This window comes from Rosistilla oblonga (assembly GCF_007751715.1).
GTDB lineage: Bacteria > Planctomycetota > Planctomycetia > Pirellulales > Pirellulaceae > Rosistilla > Rosistilla oblonga.
On sequence record NZ_CP036292.1, the window covers coordinates 2797550 to 2816107 of the forward strand.

General features: G+C 56.8%; 14 protein-coding genes, 1 tRNA gene, 1 other RNA gene and 1 pseudogene. 6 read left to right on the top strand and 11 right to left on the bottom strand.

Features of this window, described 5'->3' with window-relative positions; translation table 11 throughout:
• Nucleotides 1–38 precede the first annotated feature (38 nt).
• Both CA51_RS09840 and CA51_RS09845 read left to right on the top strand, forming a co-directional pair.
• Nucleotides 39–296: a DUF4404 family protein gene (locus CA51_RS09840; protein ID WP_145120109.1), complete on the top strand. Its 258-nt coding sequence runs from the start codon at nt 39–41 to the stop codon at nt 294–296.
• Between the two features lie 35 nt (nt 297–331).
• Nucleotides 332–1078 (top strand): class I SAM-dependent DNA methyltransferase, encoded by a 747-nt coding sequence (locus tag CA51_RS09845; protein WP_145120111.1) that lies wholly within the window; start codon nt 332–334, stop codon nt 1076–1078.
• Between the two features lie 15 nt (nt 1079–1093).
• Here CA51_RS09845 and CA51_RS09850 read toward each other — a convergent pair whose 3' ends face one another.
• Nucleotides 1094–2560: a sialidase family protein gene (locus CA51_RS09850; protein ID WP_231746097.1), complete on the bottom strand. Its 1467-nt coding sequence runs from the start codon at nt 2558–2560 to the stop codon at nt 1094–1096.
• A gap of 580 nt (nt 2561–3140) precedes the next feature.
• A pseudogene (locus CA51_RS09855) lies at nt 3141–3599 on the bottom strand (peroxiredoxin-like family protein); the annotation flags it as partial.
• A 653-nt stretch (nt 3600–4252) separates the two neighbouring features.
• Between CA51_RS09855 and CA51_RS09860 the strand changes: the two are divergent.
• Together CA51_RS09860 and CA51_RS09865 are read left to right on the top strand one after the other, a co-directional pair.
• Nucleotides 4253–5326: a hypothetical protein gene (locus CA51_RS09860; RefSeq protein WP_145120113.1), complete on the top strand. Its 1074-nt coding sequence runs from the start codon at nt 4253–4255 to the stop codon at nt 5324–5326.
• Nucleotides 5327–6022: 696 nt separating this feature from the next.
• Nucleotides 6023–7099 carry a hypothetical protein gene (locus CA51_RS09865; RefSeq protein ID WP_145120115.1) on the top strand — a complete coding sequence of 359 codons (1077 nt, stop codon included), beginning with the start codon at nt 6023–6025 and terminating at the stop codon, nt 7097–7099.
• A gap of 308 nt (nt 7100–7407) precedes the next feature.
• Here CA51_RS09865 and CA51_RS09870 read toward each other — a convergent pair whose 3' ends face one another.
• The 3 genes from CA51_RS09870 to CA51_RS09880 all read right to left on the bottom strand — a co-directional run bounded on the left by CA51_RS09870 (nt 7408) and on the right by CA51_RS09880 (nt 9974).
• A complete protein-coding gene (locus CA51_RS09870) occupies nt 7408–8589 on the bottom strand; it encodes a sialidase family protein (RefSeq protein WP_197451720.1) in 1182 nt (393 codons plus the stop codon).
• Between the two features lie 67 nt (nt 8590–8656).
• On the bottom strand, nt 8657–9070 hold the full coding sequence (locus tag CA51_RS09875; protein ID WP_145120119.1) for a hypothetical protein: 414 nt from the start codon (nt 9068–9070) through the stop codon (nt 8657–8659).
• Nucleotides 9071–9089: 19 nt separating this feature from the next.
• Nucleotides 9090–9974: a DUF1559 domain-containing protein gene (locus CA51_RS09880; RefSeq protein ID WP_231746098.1), complete on the bottom strand. Its 885-nt coding sequence runs from the start codon at nt 9972–9974 to the stop codon at nt 9090–9092.
• Nucleotides 9975–10348: 374 nt separating this feature from the next.
• Here CA51_RS09880 and CA51_RS09885 point away from each other — a divergent pair, with 374 nt between their 5' ends.
• Nucleotides 10349–11533: an AraC family transcriptional regulator gene (locus tag CA51_RS09885; protein WP_145120123.1), complete on the top strand. Its 1185-nt coding sequence runs from the start codon at nt 10349–10351 to the stop codon at nt 11531–11533.
• Nucleotides 11534–11800: 267 nt separating this feature from the next.
• Here CA51_RS09885 and CA51_RS09890 read toward each other — a convergent pair.
• From CA51_RS09890 to CA51_RS09915, 6 genes are all read right to left on the bottom strand, one after another.
• Nucleotides 11801–11873, bottom strand: a tRNA-Pro gene (locus CA51_RS09890).
• A 135-nt stretch (nt 11874–12008) separates the two neighbouring features.
• Nucleotides 12009–12836, bottom strand: a complete 828-nt coding sequence (locus tag CA51_RS09895) for a 3'-5' exonuclease (RefSeq protein ID WP_145120125.1) — start codon at nt 12834–12836, stop codon at nt 12009–12011.
• Between the two features lie 57 nt (nt 12837–12893).
• Nucleotides 12894–14504, bottom strand: coding sequence for an alkaline phosphatase (locus CA51_RS09900; protein ID WP_145120127.1), 1611 nt, complete (start codon nt 14502–14504; stop codon nt 12894–12896).
• 961 nt (nt 14505–15465) lie between these two features.
• An RNA gene (gene rnpB, locus CA51_RS09905) (RNase P RNA component class A) lies at nt 15466–15885 on the bottom strand.
• Between the two features lie 3 nt (nt 15886–15888).
• On the bottom strand, nt 15889–16134 hold the full coding sequence (locus CA51_RS09910; RefSeq protein WP_145120129.1) for a hypothetical protein: 246 nt from the start codon (nt 16132–16134) through the stop codon (nt 15889–15891).
• Nucleotides 16135–16270: 136 nt separating this feature from the next.
• Nucleotides 16271–16573, bottom strand: coding sequence for an RNA recognition motif domain-containing protein (locus CA51_RS09915; protein ID WP_231746099.1), 303 nt, complete (start codon nt 16571–16573; stop codon nt 16271–16273).
• A gap of 545 nt (nt 16574–17118) precedes the next feature.
• Here CA51_RS09915 and CA51_RS09920 point away from each other — a divergent pair.
• On the top strand, nt 17119–18546 hold the full coding sequence (locus CA51_RS09920) for a sensor histidine kinase (RefSeq protein ID WP_145120133.1): 1428 nt from the start codon (nt 17119–17121) through the stop codon (nt 18544–18546).
• The last annotated feature ends 12 nt before the right edge of the window (nt 18547–18558 follow it).

The window sequence follows — 18558 nt, forward strand, 5'->3', positions numbered from 1 at the left end:
TCCCATCCACGAATTTTAGTCCGATTGAGAGACCACCGATGCCCGAGGATCAACTAGGTCAAGAGCTTGAACGCCTACACGCGATGCTGGCAGCTCAGGAAGAGCTGACCGACGAGCAGCGTGAGAAACTGCAGCAACTAGCCGACGACATCGAAGCGGCACTTGGCAAGTCCGAAGCGTCGAACGATTTCAGCGATCAGATCGACGAATTGATTCGGGACTTCGAAACCCACCATCCGACGGTCACCGATCTGCTGCGTCGCATCGTGGCTGGACTCGCCAATCTCGGCATTTAGTTTCCTCTCTAAATTCCCCCGTTCCATTTCCGACCATGCCGACCGACTGTCAAACCAACACGCTCTATGGTGACGATGTCGCCTACATCCATGACGTCGGTTACAGCGGGCTGTGCGAGAGTTGGGAGGATGGGCTGCTAGAGCTTTTTCGAGCGGCCGGAATCGCTGACGGCAAGATTGTCGATCTCGGTTGCGGTGGTGGCCGTTGGACTCAGCGACTCGCCGCCGCCGGCTACACGCCGGTGGGAGTCGACATTTCGGCGGCGATGATCGATCTGGCGACCAAGCGTTTGCCCTCGGCTGAGTTTCATGTCGCGTCGGTTTGGGATTACCAGTTCCCTCGCTGTCGCGCGGTGACGGCGCTCAGCGAGGTGCTCTGCTATCGATCGCCGACCTGCGACGATCCCGATCTTTCCGACTTGTTCAATCGCGTCTTCACTGCCCTGCAGCCGGGCGGCCTGTTCCTCTTTGACGTTACCGAAATTGGGCTCGATCAGGACGGCCAGCGGACGTTTTCCGAAGGCGATGACTGGGCTTGCTTGGTCCGCTACGAAAACGACGACGCGACTCGGCGGTTGCAGCGTCACATCACCTCGTTCCGCAAAGTGGGCAGCGACTACCGCCGCGCCGCCGAAACACACACGGCGCAGTTGTTTGACGCCGACGAGTTAACCGGCCTACTAAAGCAGGCCGGTTTCGAGGTTCGCATGACTCGAAAGTTTGGTGCCGCCGACCTGCTGCCGTACCGATGCGGGCTGATCGCTCGCAAGCCGCAGCTCTAAATAAGTTAGGTCCGTCTACTTAGGATCGGTTCCAGGACGCGAACCGCTGGAACGCGAGTTCGATGCCGTTGGCGCCGGGATCTCCGAAACGAGAACGGACGTGTCGGGAGCCTCGCCGGAATAGAAAGCGACGTAGTGGTCGCTTCCGATCACGGTGGCGTTTGCGTTCCCCGAATCCCACGTGACAGGACTGGCGATGGCGACTGCCTCCGAAGCTGGCCAGGCGAGCGGATGGTCGAACACGCTGTCCGGATCGACGACTCGCCGCCGCAGGATTCCTCTGCCACGTTCGTAATAATAATTGCTCAGCAAACCCGTTTCGGCGTCCAAGATCAAGCTGGGCGTGGAGGCGCGGACATCAAGGATGTTGGTTTGGGAACGTTTCCAAGTCGCTCCGTAATCGGTCGAGATCAGCTGGAATTGCCCCTGTGCGATCTCTGTCCGTGCGACGGCCAGGATTCTGCCGTCGCCCAGATAAACCGCCGAGGGTTCGGTCGGCCAGTTCGCTTTGGTCAATCCCGATTCGATGGTGTTCTGCGTCCACGTGACTCCGTCGTCGCGGCTGGTCATCGTGCCCCACGATTGCGTCGCATCGTCGCTGTAATTTCCGGCGAACCACAACGACATGAGCCCGACTGTCGGGACTGCGAAGACGTCCGTGATCTGCATCGGTTGAACGGCAAGTTCTGGCGTCGCGACGCGTTCGAACTTTACCCCATCGGTGGTTCGATAGAGGTCGTGATTCCATTGCTTCCCAATTCGCCGCACCCACAGCAGCATCGCCCCAGTGGAATCGAGCCCCTTGGCGACGGTGACCTCGCCATCTCCCGGCGTGTTGGCGACAGTTGTCTCCGCCGTCCAAGTTTTTCCGCCATCGTTGGAGGTGCGTGCGAAGACGGCGCGGGCATCCTCTTTGATCGAATGAGCTGTGCCTCGGCTGTAAACGCAGACAAGTTTCTCGCCGATCGCTTGGATCATCGGCCACGAGTTGTAGCCGCTTACGTCTTGCACAACGTGTGGCTCGGCAAGTGCCGTCAGCGGCGTCACCTTGACCATGGCCAGCCCTGCGGGCCGGGTGAACGAATCGTTAGGATCGCCCGGTTCCCGCTGGATTCGTACCGTCAACGGAGCTTGCGGATCGACTTCGTAATACGATTCCAGAACGATTGTTCGCGAGTAGAACGGCGCGGCGGGAAGCGCTGTTGGAACGGGCTTGCCCAAAAAATACTTGTCGGTGAACGGGGCATTCTCCACCATCTGCGACAGATGGACTCGGTAGACGTCGTTGTATTCGGGGCTGGTTTTTGGATCTGTCGTCGTGACAACGATCTCGACTTTCACCGCGACGCAGTCGTTCGGGAATCCGCTCACGACTCCAGCGACCGACTGCCCCGTTGTGCCACCCGAAAGCGACCAGATGGGAATGTGAGTGGATCCGCTGGACATCAGCACCAACGAGGGCTTGCCCGTCGCGATCGACATCTCGTTCGCCGACAGGTAGACAGGCGAGCCCGCTACCGCTTGATCGCCGGGGGATTTGTCCGGTTCACCTGCGAAGAGATGTGTCGCAAAACTGGCAAGCAGTGCTATAGAAAGGAGGAGGGGCTGTAGCTTTCTCGTAATTGTTGGCAACATCATTTCGTGTGTGTGAGTTGGTGGGCGGCGGGGCGACGGAGGTGTTAGCCATTCGAAGCCCCGTGAGTATCGCCGCGTCGTGATAGGGAGTTCGGTTTTGGTTGCGTTCGGACAACCACTGGATTGCGTATGAGTTGACCATTCTACTCGACGCTGCAGCGATCGTTTACCTTGAGGTTTCGACAGGTGACCGAAAAGGACTGCGGGTGCAAGTGCAGCGGCATTAGCAACCGGAGCTTCTCGTTTTGCGACCGCTTACAGATTCAAAGAACTGTAAAATTGGTTTAGCTCGCGATTGATAGTTGCCCCTGCGTCTCAAGTCGTCGGTTTGTTGAGTCAACTGGAAACCGGCGATAGAGAGTTTTCGGTGGACGACCTCGCCATGGTTGTCACACGCAAACCGCGGCTTGGTATTTTACGACGCGGTTCAGGCGAGTGCCTGCAGCGCGGCGACAATCTCATCGGGCTCGGCTCGTTGCCGATAATCCACGTCGACGAAACGCCAAGTCACGATTCCTTCGCGGTTTATCACGAATGTTGCAGGAATAGGCAACACGCTTCCGTTGCCGCCGTTAATTGTTGCCAGTTCGAGGTTTCGGTCATTCCGCATGTGATCGAGGATCAGTTCAGGGACCTTCCACGCGACGCCGTATTCGGCAGCGACGCGTGCGTCCTGATCCGAGAGGACTGGAAATTCCAGGCTCGCTTGCTCGATTTGTGTCAGTGATTCGGCGGGCAGCTGCGGAGTGATCGCGACCAGTTCGGCGCCAAGGCGACGAAGATCGGGCAGACGCTGCTGCATGGCTCGCAATTGCAAGTTACAGTACGGGCACCAGTTGCCGCGGTAGAAAGTTACGACAACCGGGCCCTTAGCCAACCAGCTTGAAAGCGAAACCGAATCGCCTTGCGGGTTAGGGAGTTCAAATTTGGGGGCCTGTTGTCCGACCTCAGAGCGTTGGCACCAGACTGGAAGACCTCGGCAGACGAAAGCAACGCGTCGACCCGTTTCGCAAACTCTGGATTGTTTTGGCGAGTGTTAGCCATCTTGGCTTCGGTCTGTTCACGAAGAGTGGTCATCTGGTGTCTCCAGGAAGTTTCGATTTCGAGCGAAAGTGTGCACGCTTACGCCCCGCCCAATACGTAATGACGAATCAAATTCTGTCTACATCGTTCGGCGAGATACACGACGCGCGAAGGTAAGCAGCCTTTATAGCACGTTCGTATATGTCCTCCTCCCCTCCCCAACACCCCGCTGCAAGTAGCAGCCCCATTTCCCCCACGTCAGATTCCGCACTCCCTCAGCCTCCATTTTTGTTTAGGACAGGGGTTTTGTTTAGGACAGGCACGTTCCCGTTTTGATTTAGCGTCTTGATTTAGGACAGGCACTTTTGCCGGCCCCCTCGGTGTCTGTAGGTTCGCATTCCCCGCTGGTAGCTCATTGCCGGTGGAACGCCCGTTGAGGACAGGCACGTTTCATTGCCACCAATCATGGTTCGAATACAATAGTTTTACTGGGGCAAAACGAGGAGGGCTTTTCTGATGACGATGGCTCGAAAGTATCTCGTCGATCCAGCGGTGACACGTTGGTATCACTGTATCTCTCGTTGCGTTCGCCAAGCGTTTCTTTTGCACGAGGATGGCAACGAAACGCAATGCGACTGGCGGCAATGGATCGAAGATCGGCTGCAGAAGCTCGATGCTAACTTTGCGATTTCTGTGGGCGGTTTTTCGGTCATGGACAACCATCTTCACGTGCTTTGCAGACTCGACTACGAGGTGGCGGACCGGTGGAGTCCCCAAGAAGTTGTGCGACGATGGATTGCTGTCTATCCGCCCAAGACTCTGAAGTCTAATGACGGAAACGTCGTTCGAAAGTGGATCGCGGATCATGCAAAGGATCAACGCCGCGTGACTCAACTACGCGATCGCCTGAAGAATCTCGGCTGGTTCATGAAATCGCTCAAGGAGCCTTTGGCGAGGCTCGCCAACAAGGCCGATGGCTGCCACGGAACATTCTGGGAGGCACGCTACAAGAGCATTGCGATACTCGACGACGCAGCATTGCTCTCGACGGGTGTTTACATCGACCTAAACCCGCTGGCCGCTGGGATTGCCTCGGCGCCGGAAGAGAGCCTGCACACATCGATTCGGAAACGTGTCCAGCACGTCTGTGAAAAAGGAGAAAAAGAAATCGAGCGGTTGAAGGCGGCCCGTCGGGGGAGTGTCGCGGCGAGCCTCGCTGCCGGTTCGATGGAACAAGATCTTTGGCTGGTTCCGATTGAAGATCGCCGAAACGTAGAGCTGGACGAAGCAGCTCGGAAATCCTGCCGTGAAGGCATGTTGGAATCGTTTCCGCTGGGGAGCTATCTCCTGCTGTTGGACTACACAGGACGTCTGTTCCACGAAGGTAAGGCAAATATGGAAGCGGGCGTGAAAGAGATCTTTGAGCGATTGTCGTCGTCGTTGGAAGCTTGGCAAACTCGAACCGACAGGATGCTCCATTCCAAGAGTCTCCGCGGAAGTTTTTCTGCGTCGAACAACGCGACCGTTGCGGCGATTGCCACCGCCCCTGGGCATCACTTCCGAAACCTCTCTCCACAGCCTCCTGACTAACCCCTTTTCCTGGGGCGTTCTAACGTGTTTTACAAACGACACTTCGATGTCAGTGTAGCCTGCCTCTGAAAACGAAGCTCGCAAACGGACGCGGGGGGCCGAAATTCGTCATCATTCGCGCCAAAGCCATCCCCGAAGCACAGATTAGCCAACCTCCGCACTCTCTGGCAGGATAGTGCGACCACCCGCCAGGTCCGAAATGCCCATTGGAAAAGAGCGTGTCCTTTTTGCGCCTTTTTGTCCTTTTTGCGTCCCTCGCAGTTCGCATTCTCCGTCTCGGACGCCTGCTCTGGAAATTGATTTGGTGTTCAGGCTCAAACTGCCCGTTGTCGTTGGTCTCGGGCCACCAGTGTCGGGGACGCATTCGCTTCGAAAGCCTAGTGAACGTGACAGCGATGTTGAATCACAGTAATATTGCTGTCCCCTAGCGATTCGGCCTCACCCTGGGTTGGTTTACAGTGCCCCTCCGATATGCGTCGGGGCGAGCACTCCATTGTTTGCCTTGAGACGAAGAGCAACTTTGGATTCAGCTTCCCGTAGTGGGACGATTGACTAGCGCCCCACCTTTGGCCAACTCCAGTCAGGGCACGCCCGAATAATGATCGGCATTAAAAATTAGCGCGTGCTGAGCAGGAAGCCGGTCGGTCGCTTGGAATGCCGCCGCTACCATTCGCCGAAGTTTCCGAGTCGTCCGTCTTGGATGGCGAAGAAATCGATGCCGGCGTTCGGGAACAGACGAATGCACACGTCTTGCGTTACCTCCGACCAGTCGAACTCGACCTTCCTCTCTTGAATCCCAGCATCACGTTCTATCAGCACATCATGGAATTGCGATTCACAGCATTGTTTATGGCAATCGTTTCCGGAATTGCCAGTATCACGAATTTCTCGTTGATCTATTTTCCCGAACTTGGAGCGCTAAGCTACGAAGTGTTCAAGAACCCGAGCGGAAAATGGGCGAAACACAAATGGCAGTTGGCTATGGTTCCCATGTTAACGGGGATCGTTGGTGCAGCATGTGCAATCTACTTGCCGTATGGATTCGCCTCCATGATCCTTTCAGTTGGTTTGTCGATCGCGATATTGATCGTTCTTCGGTCTCCGATCGCACCCGCGATTTCGGCAGGTTTCTTTCCCGTTGTCTTGGGAGTTGATACGTGGTGGTATCCTGTGGCGATCCTGGGCGGGACATCATCGCTTGCTTTGACTCGTTACGCGATGGATCGAGTTCAGCCCCCCTCTCCGCTCACGTTTGACCATTCCGAGGTCGAGCCAACAGATGACCAACGAAACAGCGCTCCCCATGTTGGCTCCGCAATCGTTCGGCTTTTGGTCTTCGGGCTGCTAACCATGGCGATAGCCAACTTGTTCGACAACAAGCTGATCCTCTTTCCGCCACTCATTGTGATCGCCTTTGAGTTGTTTCTGCATCCCATCGACTGCCCTTGGTCAACAAGCCTCTGGAAATTGCCAACCACATGCCTTGCGACGGCAACCATCGGCGTACTTGCAGTCGCCTTGCTGGGGCCAGGCGTCATTTCAACTGCGATCACAGTCGTCCTTGGGATCGTGTCACTCAAAGTAATTCGACTCCATATCCCACCAGCTATCGCCGTTGGGCTGATCCCTCAGATTCTGGAGGGCCCCATTCATTGGTATCCATTATCGGTCGGAGTCGGCACGTCCATCTTGGTGGCATATGAGTTGGCTTCTTCCGCCATGTTTCGAATCTACCTAAACAAGACGCGCGTTCAATTCGACTCGCCGCATTGAAGCGGTTTAGAGCTGTTTAGGACAGGCTCTTTGGCTTGCCAGCAGTTCCGGTGTCGATTCGATTGTTGTATAGCCTTCGTAGCGGAACTCTTCAACGGCCTATTGATTTAATCAGCCGTTTGGGCGTTAGCCCCGGTTCAAGCACCGCTAAACCGGGGCTAACGCCCAAACGGCTAATTCAAGAAGTTCGCACGCGATTAAATCAACAGGCCGTCGAGGGTTCCGGAGGGTGGAGACTAGCCGTGGATCGAAAGTCTTGAAGACTTCCGCTGCGCAATCGATCGATGTTCCAGGTCGGGCTACGCGCTCTACGTGTATAGCTGGTCGGTTTTATAGATTCGCAGCGCCACCTCGGAGCCGACTCTTCCCCTGGTGGGACGCGAGTAATAGGCGATCAACACTTCATCATCGACGAAAGTTGCCGAAGGATAAGCGACCTCGTAATTGGCGCGATTGTCGATGTCTTGAACATGCTTCCAAGTTTTCGCTTCATCGTCAGAAATGGCGACGCTGAGCGGATTTCTCGGCCAATTGGAACTCGATCTGACGTTGTTCCAGATCACCATCAAATCGCCGGTGCTGGGAATTCGCTTCAAGAGCGCGGGAGACTCGGGGGAGATCAACACCGTCGGCTCGGGGGTCGACCACGTTACGCCGCCGTCGGTCGAACGACTCGCATACTGTTTCTTGTTCGTATTCCGCATCAGGCAATACAGGCTTCCATCTTTCAGCTCGACGATGGTCGGTTCATGACATCCACGCCCTTGGGCCGTCATGCTGTTTTTGCTGGTCTTCCACGTTTGAAAGCCGTCATCCGAATAATAGACAAACGAATGCAAGTCGCCTCCTTTGTAACGCGTGCCGCCGATATAGCGAGGATCGTACGGACCATGCGCCGGCAAAAGGATCCGCCCCGTGCTCAAGCGAATCGCGCGGTCGGCGTTGTTACAGTACCAGCCCGGCTGTGAGACTTGCACTTGCGCGTCCCACGTTTGGCCATTGTCGAACGACCGCCGCCGAAAGACGTTGCGATCGATCGCCGAATCCCAGCCGACATAGAACATCAAAAGTTCGTTGTCGGAAAGCCGAACCAGATTGGACTGCTTGACGTTGTGTTTCCACTCATTCGGTTGCAGCACGCGTCGGTCGCCCCACGTGCGGCCGCGATCCGACGAAATCATGCTCGAGATCTGACACGAGACTTCGTCCCCGATCCTTGCATTTCCACCCCGCTGCGATGGTCGCGCCGTATTCAAGTAGTATTCCGACCAGACCAACATCAGGCGATCCGAATCCAAGGGCAGGATCGTTTGATGGTCGTTTCGCGGATGCTCCGCCGTCTCGGGACAAATCACCTGGTCGAAAACCGGGCGCAGCAAAGGACGATCTTCGCCATACGATTTTGCCCAGCTGTTCGCCGAAATGCCTGGCAGGGTGCACGCTCCGCCCCAACCTGCCGCCGCTTTGATGAGATTTCGTCGATTCAGCATGGTCGCCATGCCTCCGTTGTTAAAGAGGTAATCGTCTTTTCAGGACTTAGGGGAAAATCGCTCCGAACTAATTCGGCTGAGCGACTTCCAGAGGCAACGCGAACTCGATTTCATCTTGATCGTCGGCCAAGTCGAGCGTCGTTTCGTAGGCTTCAAACAATGCCTTCGGCGGCGCATCGGGGTTACTCGGATCTTTGATCCCGTCAAAGCCCGTGATCCGAACGGAAGTCGGCCCGCTGAGCGCCCCTCGGCCTCCATCAGCCGTATCGAACAGACCGTTTCGGATCGGAGCGAACCCGCCTCCGACACCCTTTTCGATCGGTTCGAATGAAACCATCCCCACTGGCACGGGAGCACCTTCAAAGGTGACGGTGCCAGAAAGATCGAGCCGCTCTACGCCGCTCTTGGGACCGCATCCCAGAGTTCCCAAAACCATCAACGCCATCGCGACCCGCAGGCCGAGTGAATGAAATCGCTTCATAACATTGCTCCAATTCATGTTAGTAGTCGCCGACTGGATTGCCGTCGTTCGGAATGAACAAGTTTTGCCAGACCCGATTGGCATCCGACGGTTGCGAGACGGCTTGGGCTGCCAGGCGGAAGAAGTTCGTGGAGGAACTCGACGGGTAGCTGGTGAGGCTATCGACGTTTTCGCTGACAAAGCTGACCGAGCCATCACAACGAGTGATATTAACGCCACCAGGATGCAAGCTGGTATAGGCGCTCCGCGTATTCAGCGGATCCGACGTGCCCGAGATGTCATCGAGATCGCCAGCATAGGGAGTGTTCGGCGGCCAAGCGGCACGGCCATGGGCCTGGACGTTGCCCCCGGTCCTGCTGCGTCCTGCCCAAATGCCTCCCACGCTACGAAATGGCGTCTCCCCCAGGAAACGCTCACCGTACAAGAGCGTATTGGAAAGGCCATCGGTGATATTGGCCAAGCGACACGCTTGGGTATAACCGCTGTCGTTATACGGCACCCAAAACACACCCTGGCTGGGCTGGTAGTTTGCTTTGCCATAATCGTTGAACGCGAAATTCACATCGGGGCCGGGGTCCGATGGACAGATAAACCCATCGATCCGCGTGGCCAGCAAAGGCTGGACACTCACGTTGGGAATCGCATCCCCTTGAGGATTCAACGCTTCGTGCAATGCCGATTGCTCGATAAATGGCATCAACAAAACGTTTGCTCCCCAGTTCGTCGTTCTACCGTTTTTCCAGACTTCCAGCGGCGGAATCACCTTGAACGTATCGGCATAGTTATGAACCGCCAGACCGAGCTGCTTGAGATTGTTTGTGCATTGCATCCGTCGGGCAGCTTCGCGAGCTGCTTGAACCGCAGGCAACAGCAGCCCAACCAAAATCCCGATGATCGCAATCACAACCAACAACTCAACAAGCGTAAAGCCCGTCGGGCGGACCCGCGTCCAATGATCATTCCGCCTGCGGCGCAGGGGGGGATTCGCAAAACAGTTTTGGTGTGGCATCGCCGGTATAGTCCTCAGAGATTTAAAACGGGAGCGAAAAATAAGCACCAACGCACAACGGCGCAGTCGCCGTGGTTCATAGCACCGCCACATCCTAGTTGCCCAGCGATCGATGGTTCAATTCAGTTTTGCGAATAACTTATTCGTTTTTGCGTCACTTGATGTTTGCCCGATTCACTCTCTCTCGCTAGTTTAGATGCGAGTATTTCAAGCAATCCGAGTTGCTTCGTCCCTGCCTCACGCAGCTTCCTTCCAAGGTGCTATCCGCTATGCAACCGACACCACGCGTCGCCTTGTTTGTCGAAACGTCGCGAGCCTACGGCCGAGGCGTGCTGAAGGGAATCTGGCAACATGTTCAAGAGCACGGTCGTTGGTCGATCTTGTTCCGTCCTCGCGGATTGGAAGAACCGACACCCGCCTGGATGGCTTCCTGGCAAGGCGATGGAATCATCGCGCATGTAACCAACCTGCGAACGGCGGCGGTTCTGAAACGTTCGGCGGCTCCCTGCGTCGACGTTCTTGGTGATATCCCCAACACGGGGTTCCCGGTGGTGAAGACCGATTGCCTGCGGATCGCCGAGTTGGCGTTTGGGCATCTCGCTGGCTTGGGGCTGAAAAACATCGGCATCTGCGGCATGCGCCGCGGCCATCGCCCGCGCCTCGACGAACGTTGTGATGCTTTTCAATCGCTGGCCGAAGAAGCTGGGTACGACGTCAACATTTTTCAGCCACGCGGCGGCGGTAAGTACGGACCGTCGTGGGCGAAAGAACAAAAGCAGTTGGTCGATTGGGTTCGCAGTTTGCCAAAGCCGATTGGGATCTTCGCCTGCAACGACATCCGTGGCCGAGAGACGCTCGATGCCTGCGCGACAGCCGATATTCCGGTTCCCGAACATGTCGCCGTGATCGGAGTCGGCAACGATGAATTGCTGTGCGAATTAAGCGACCAACGACTCACCAGCGTCGACGTCAATCCGATCCGCGTTGGCTACCAAGCCGCCGATCTGCTCAGTCGAATGATGCAGGGGCAAAACGTTCCAGCGAAGTTCAACGTCTCGCCGCGACGCGTTGTCGAAAGGCAATCGACCGACATGCTGGCGGTCGAGGATCCGGAGGTTGCCGATGCGGTGAAATATATTCGGCTGCATGCGTGTGATGCGATCGACGTCAACGATGTCGTGCAGGAAGTGGCCGTGGGCAGGCGCGTGCTGGAGCGTCGGTTCCGCGAGCTGCTGGGACGTTCGCTCAAATCCGAAATCGTTCGCGTCCGTCTGGCCCGGGCTCGAGAACTGTTGATCGAAACATCACTCTCGGCAACAACGATCTCCTACCGATGCGGGTTCAGCAGTCCCGCGTATTTCATGGACCACTTCCACAAGAAAGTCGGAGTGACCACCAAAGAGTTCCGCGAGTCCGCGCGGCGCGAAGAAGACCCGGACCCAGCTGAAGATTGAACCCCAACGATAGTGAAATCCCTCTCGCAATGTTTGAAGCATCGGGGAACAGCGATCGAGCCTGTGCAACCGAAAACGGTTTCATGTCGATTGCAGAAGCGAGAATTCGCTAATTGAACTGCCAATGATATGCAATCATTGGCCACCCCTGATCTCGCCCGGTCGGGCGTTCAGTCAAAGGCAACTGACTAGAGTTTTGCCCAGTTGATTACTTTCGTGATTACATCGCGATTTGGTCGACAGGAAAAAACGCAGTTTTCTTTATAGTCGGGCTGACAGGATTTGAACCTGCGACCTCTTGACCCCCAGTCAAGCGCGCTACCAACTGCGCTACAGCCCGTGTGGTCCATATCGTCGGCGGGAAGTCGCTTTTTGTCAAGCCGGGCTGGCTGTTGGTTTCGGCCGATTTTGCTCGATCAATGTCTGCCGGTTCGCGTCGCAGCGGTTGCACCAATCGTCGGATGGAACGCGGGATCTAGGTTCCCGCGGTCCAAGGGTTTTCCCACTCGCCCCAGCCTTCTAAATAGTCTGCGTAGGCCTGGCAGTCGTCGGCGCGTTCGACGATAAACTGCTTCGCTTTGGCAACCAATTCTTGCTCGCGAGTGACATCGATCCGCCCGCTGATCACGTTAAACCGCAGGAAGACAAAATAAGTATCCAAGACATCGCAGCGGCAATAATCGCTGATCGTCTGCAGTTCCCCCTGTTCGTACAGCCCTTGGACCATGTTCCCGGCAACAACCATCTTGCCCGGTTTGCCGACCAGGTTGGCCGCTAGGTTCAATCCGCCCCGAAACCATGTCGAACCGAAGTTTGTCAACACTTCGTGCAGATCGATGTGCGATTTCATGTTGTATCGGTTGCGGTTTTGGTCGTAGGTCCGCGCCGACATGTTGAACCATTCGGGCAGCTGGATGCCGTGCCGAAACGCCGCCAGTTCCATCAAGGGAATATCGAAACCGCGTCCGTTAAACGTGACCCACGTCGGCTGTTTATAAGCTTGCCAACCGCGCCAGAAATGTTGAGTGATCACGTGCGGTCGATGCAGCGGTTCGTCCAGCGAGACCAAATCCAATAGTTCCAAGTCGGCCGAGACCTTGGCGATCACGACGGCCACCGGCATCTGGAAGGTATAGGGAATGAAGTCCTTGCCCCCTTCGTTTACCAGATCGCTGCGGAACTCTTCGATCGCGTCCCCCGCCTGCATCGTGTCGCTCTTGTAGCGAGCACGGGCGATCAGGTCGCCGTCGGCGACACTCTCCACATCAAAAACCAGATAACGGACGTCGGTTGCAGCTGACATGGGGGCTCAATTCCTTGTTCGTCCGTGCGGTCGGCTGGCTTCGATGCCCGTCGCTCGCTATTGCTTTTTATGGATCAGCGCCTCGGGCTCGCGAAGCACAAAATGGTGCCCGTGATCCGAGGTGACGATCAGCGCGGTGTCGTCCCACGCATCGCGATCATCGATCCAATTGACTGATGCCTGAAACGCGTCTTCACCACTGAAGACGGCGCCGATCGAGCTGTCGATATTGTTGGCGTGGTTAGCCCAATCGATATCGCCCGCTTCGATCATCAACCAAAATCCCTTTTCGCTCGATTGCAGAACCTGCAACGCGGCTTCGGTCATTTCGGCGAGAGTTGGATTTTCGTTGATGTCGGCCGGTTCGTAAACCTCGGTTCCTTTAACATCCTCCGCTGGGTAATAGCGTCCGTCGGCGGTGCGGAAGGGGAGATGAGCTTGGTCGGTGCCAAAAAAGCCTAGCAAGCGACCGTTTTCAGCAACCGCGCGGCGAGCGGCATCGTCGAGCAACCGCGAACCGTTTTTCCCCGCGGTTCGTTGAGCGACGACATAACGGCCTCCGTTGTCGATGTCGCTGCGTCGCAGATCCTCTAGATCGGCGTAGATGTTCCCGGCGGCAAAGTTGCCGCCTTGCCCGGGAGCTTGATCCTGGTGAACGCCCCAACCGGCACCGATCACGACGTCGGCTCCTTCGAGCGGCATGCGATGGCTGGACGACGGCAGTCCCAACAGATCTCTTGTGATGTCCTGGTAGTCGTTGCGGCTGACATTGTTTGCGTAAGCAGCGGCCGGCGTCGCGTGGCTGATCGGAACGCTGGTCACCATCCCGATGCGGAAGCCGTGTTCGCGTTGCAGCCACCGCCCGATCGGTTCGACTTGCTTGCCGTCGACGGTCACGTTGATCGCCGCGTTATAGGTCTTGATGCCGCAGGTCATCGAGGTCGCCGACGATGCTGAATCGGTGACGCAATCGGGCTGTTGGCGATCCTTGCCGATCAGATAGTCGCGCGATTTAGCGGTTTCCCACGGAGCCCGGCCGCCACGCAACGGATCGTATCCCCCTGCGTCGCCCAGTTGGCCGTCGATCACCAGTTGAGCACTGACATCCGTCTTCGCATCGCTGTGATGAGCACTCGTGACGCAATATCCGTAATCCGATGGGACGTTGCGGTAATCAAGGAAAGCCAGCCCCGAACCGCGGCCCTCGGTGAAAGCGACATTTTGTTGCTTGTAGATCGCCGCGGCCTGCGTCGTGTTCCAGTCCATGCCGTCGAAGACCATCAAGATGATATTCTTTTTGCCCGCGGCAAACGCCAACTTCTGCAAGCGATAGATGTCGGTCTGATCGAAGTACTCGGCCTTGGGGTTCAGCGATCCGGTGGGGACGCGACCGTAAAGCTTCTGCAACGCATCGGATCGCCGATACAGGCTCCCTTCGTTTCGCAACACTTCCATATCGAGCCCGAAGGTGTAGATCGGGATCAAGCGATTGGAGTGGTTCGTCCAGGTCGAATAGCGACTTGGATCGGTTCCCCAATAGCCCCACGAAGCCGACTTGGAACGCATCGCATCAGCTTGCATCTGGCGGATCGGATCATCGGCCAAGACCGATGTCAAACTGAGCAACGAACCGAGGACGAGGGTCAAAAAGGCAATGCAGTGTTTCATGAGGGGAAAGGTCCGAGCAGAGTGAACGATCGCATCTGCAGCAGGCGATCGAAGAGCAAAATCTCACAGACCGTAAACGATAGTTATAGCGCGTCATCGCGACCAAGGGGGTAAGCTGCGAATGCCTGGCGTTTTCGCTCGACAAGTCAAATCTTAATATTTCGGCGGGGAGAAATCGCGCCAAACACGCCCCGGCAGGGTGGTTAAGAGGCTGTGTTTAGGCGAATCAGCGCTACCACGGCGTTGTCCAAGAGAACCGTGCGCTAACAGCTTGTCGGTTTAATCAGCCGATTGGGTGTTAGCCTCGGTTTCGCTGCCACTAAACCGGGGATGACGCCCAAACGGCTAACGCAACGAAGCTCGTTGTGACTAAACCGACAAGCCGCTAACGCGCGCCGGTTGATACCCTGTCACTTATACGCAAGTCGCAGACAACGGCGAAAGGGACAGGAACATTCCTCACAGGCCTGGCGCGGGCCGAAGGTCCAGCAATTTGCATAGCCCAGCCTGCAGGGCTGGGTATCAGCCGACGTCGCCCGGTTTCATTTCACAACGGGCGAAGGGGCAACGCCCCGGGGTAGGTGGTGACAATCGACCGGGCCTACAGCCCAACCATGTCAACCATCGCTACTAGACCCCAGGCCGATGGCCTGGGCTATGCAAATGGCCGAGCCTGCGGCCCGGACTCGGATGAATGCGATGTGGAACGGCCTGCGACGAACGAAAGACTTCTCACTAGACTGGCAAGCGTTCGGTCGCGACAACTCACAATGACTTACTTATAACTGCCAGGGTGTGATACACCAGATTCAAAACGCGATTTGCCGCTGGTCCGTTTCACGCCGCGCGATACAACCAGCCGAGATTGACGAAAGCGTTGGCTGGGGCATTTAGATTTGTCGCAGGAGATTCCTGCGACCAGCCAAGTTCTGCAGAAGAACTTGGTGAAGAAGAATGAAAAGATCGAAGCAGGCGTATAAGCCGGGTCCTGTGCAACGCCGAAGCGTCGGACGATCATTTATCTAGGACGGCGATTGCTCGCCGCCTCAAGCAACCTACCCGGAAGTCACAGCGATACGAACCGCATCGCGTCGCAGACCGCTGGCACTTTGCAGCGCTATCGATCTGCGAACGGCTTCCTGTTTGGTCTTGCTCCGGGTGGGGTTTACCAAGCCGCCGAAGTCACCTCCGACGCTGGTGAGCTCTTACCTCACCGTTTCACCCTTACCACGCACCTCTCCACGAGGGAGAGGCCGTTCGGCGGTCTGTTCTCTGCTGCACTTTCCCTAATCTCACGACCGGTCGGCGTTACCGACCACCCTGTCCTGCGGAGCCCGGACTTTCCTCTTGCCTTGCGACAAGCGATCGTCTTGCCCGCTTCGATCTATGCTAGATGTGGATGAACCATTCGCATCGCGGTAAAGCCTTCGCGAGTCAAGGAATAAGCTCCCTTGAAACGCTCTTTGACCAACAGTCCGCGTTCGGTCAATCCCTTCAGGGCGTTGCGGTATCTTTCCAGTTCCGGTCCGTAAAAGCACAGCATTTGGCCTGGGCTCATCAGAAACTCACGAAACGTTTTCAAGACACTCTGTTCCGATTTGGTAAAAGTTTGATCTCGAACGACAGGCATGTAAGTCTCCGTTGTGTAGTTGGCGAATGTTGAGGCGTCATAGACGCCCCACAAACGGTTTCTAAAAATCCTGACCTTCCTTAGTCACTCTGCAACCACGACCCTTTGGCTGAACCGATTCTCTTAATTGTAGATCCTAGTAGCGGCCGCCGCCTCCACCACGATAGCCACCTCCGCCACCACCACGATCTTCGCGTGGGCGGGCTTCGTTGACGACTAGCGATCGTCCTTCGAAGTCTTTTTCGTTGAGGCCTTCGATTGCAGCGGCTGCTTCTTCGGAGCTGGACATTTCAACAAATCCAAACCCCTTGCTGCGACCTGTCTCGCGATCGCTGATCACTTGAGCGCTTTCGACCACGCCAAACTGCCCAAACAACTGCTCTAAGTCGGAACTCGATGCACCAAAAACCAAGTTCCCGCAGTACAGTTTCTTACCCACCATTCGTCTCCTCGGACGCAAACTCGTCGCCCTGTCTCTCCCATAACCAAAGCTCACTGAAGCGAACCGTGGCGTGGAAAAACAGTACAAACACAAAAAAACACCAGCGCTCATCGGTCGATGAACACTGGCCAACGCTGTCGGGACACGAAGCAGATCCGGCGAGCGAAAATTGCTTTCTGCAGCCAAGCACTCACGCCCCAACCGAAAAGCAATATACCCCGTTTTACGGCAGATGTACAGTCCCTGAGCCCTCGGGGGCGGCGGATCTGCGGTGGCTTTAAGCCCCCCGCTGCCCTACAACCGCTTCGCCGCGAGCCGTCGCCACGCCGGTTTTTGCTTGTCCGCCAGCCTCCGCTGTGGCCGCGACTGGTTTTCCAACGGGGCTGCGACTTATCATGGAACCAGCGAACCGGCGGCAGCAGAATTGCCACGGTTTCGCTGCGACACCTCGGGATCGTATCCTCTGTCGATCGCATCCCGATCTGCGCACCCACCCTTTGGCCCCTCCCATTTTTCAGCTTCCCAACCGGTAGACAGCCTGGATGAAAATTGCGATCAAAATGATGTTGGTCTCGCTGTCGGTGATCGCCGCGGTGACCTGGATCCTGTCGTGGTTTTTGCTGCAGCAACAGGAAGACGTCTTCTTGGCGCGAGCCGAAGAGGTCGCCGGACGCTTTGCGATGGAGACGACTGGCACGCTGGCGGAGCGGCCGGCGTCGGAACGACTGAAGATCTGCAACGAATTGACTCGTATTCCCCCCGTCGCGTTCGAGTACCACGCTCGCTGGGTGTGGTTCGATGAGCAGTCCAGCAGCGGAGGGCCGCGGGTTGCTGTCGAGGTGCAATCGCTGCGTCGTCAGGAACTGCAAAGCGTTCCGATCCGTGGCCCCAACGGCCAACTGCATCTGTTCAGCTACATTCCCGTCGAAACCGATCAACAGCGTCCGGGCGGTTTGGAGTTTGTCCAGACGATGGACCAATTGACCCAAGCTCGCCACGATTCGATGCGGGCGATCTGGACGTTGGCCGCGGCCGTGATGATCTCATCGACGCTGGCCGTCGGGTTGGCGAGTATCTATTTCCTGGCCAGTCCGCTGCAGCGGTTGACCAACAAGGTGGCTCGGATTGCCGACGGCGATCTCTCCGCACCGTTGCAAGGACATGCCCGCGACGAACTGGGTGAACTTGCCGACGGGATCAACGCGATGTGCGAACGGTTGTCGGAAACGCAAGCTGCCGTCGACGCGGAAACGGCGGCCAAGGTCTCCGCGATCGAGCAGCTGCGACACGAGGATCGGTTGCGAACCGTCGGCCGCTTGGCTTCCGGGATCGCTCACGAATTGGGGACGCCGTTGAACGTGATCCAGGGCCGGGCTCAATTGATTAAGGGATCCAACGGCGATCCGCAGCGGATCGAGACGAGCGCCGATGAGATCATCAAAGAGAGCAAGCGGATGACGACGATCATTCGCCAGTTGCTCGATTTCGCGCGGCGCGACACACCGCGGCGCGTCGTCTGTTCGCTCAACCAAATCGCCGAGCAAACGATCGTGCTGCTGCAGACGCTCGCCGAGCGTCGCGGGGTTACGCTACGCTACGATCACAGCGACGATGTCGCGGGCGATGTCGATGCGAATCAGATCCAGCAAGTATTGACGAATCTGATCGTCAACGCGATCGATGCCTGCGACGATGGTGGGAATGTGATGGTGCAAGTCTCGCGTTGCGAAGAGACCGCCGTGATCGAAGTCATCGACGATGGGCAAGGGATCGACAACGAAGATATCCAGCAGGTGTTTGAGCCGTTTTATACGACCAAACAAGTTGGCGAGGGGACCGGGCTGGGGCTGTCGATCGTCAGCCGGATCGTGCAGGAGCACGGCGGGCAAATCGATGTCCAAAGCGAACCGGGCGTGCAGACCAAGTTTCGTATCACGCTGCCGATCGTCTCGACCGACGCCGCCGAATAGCCGCCAGCGGAT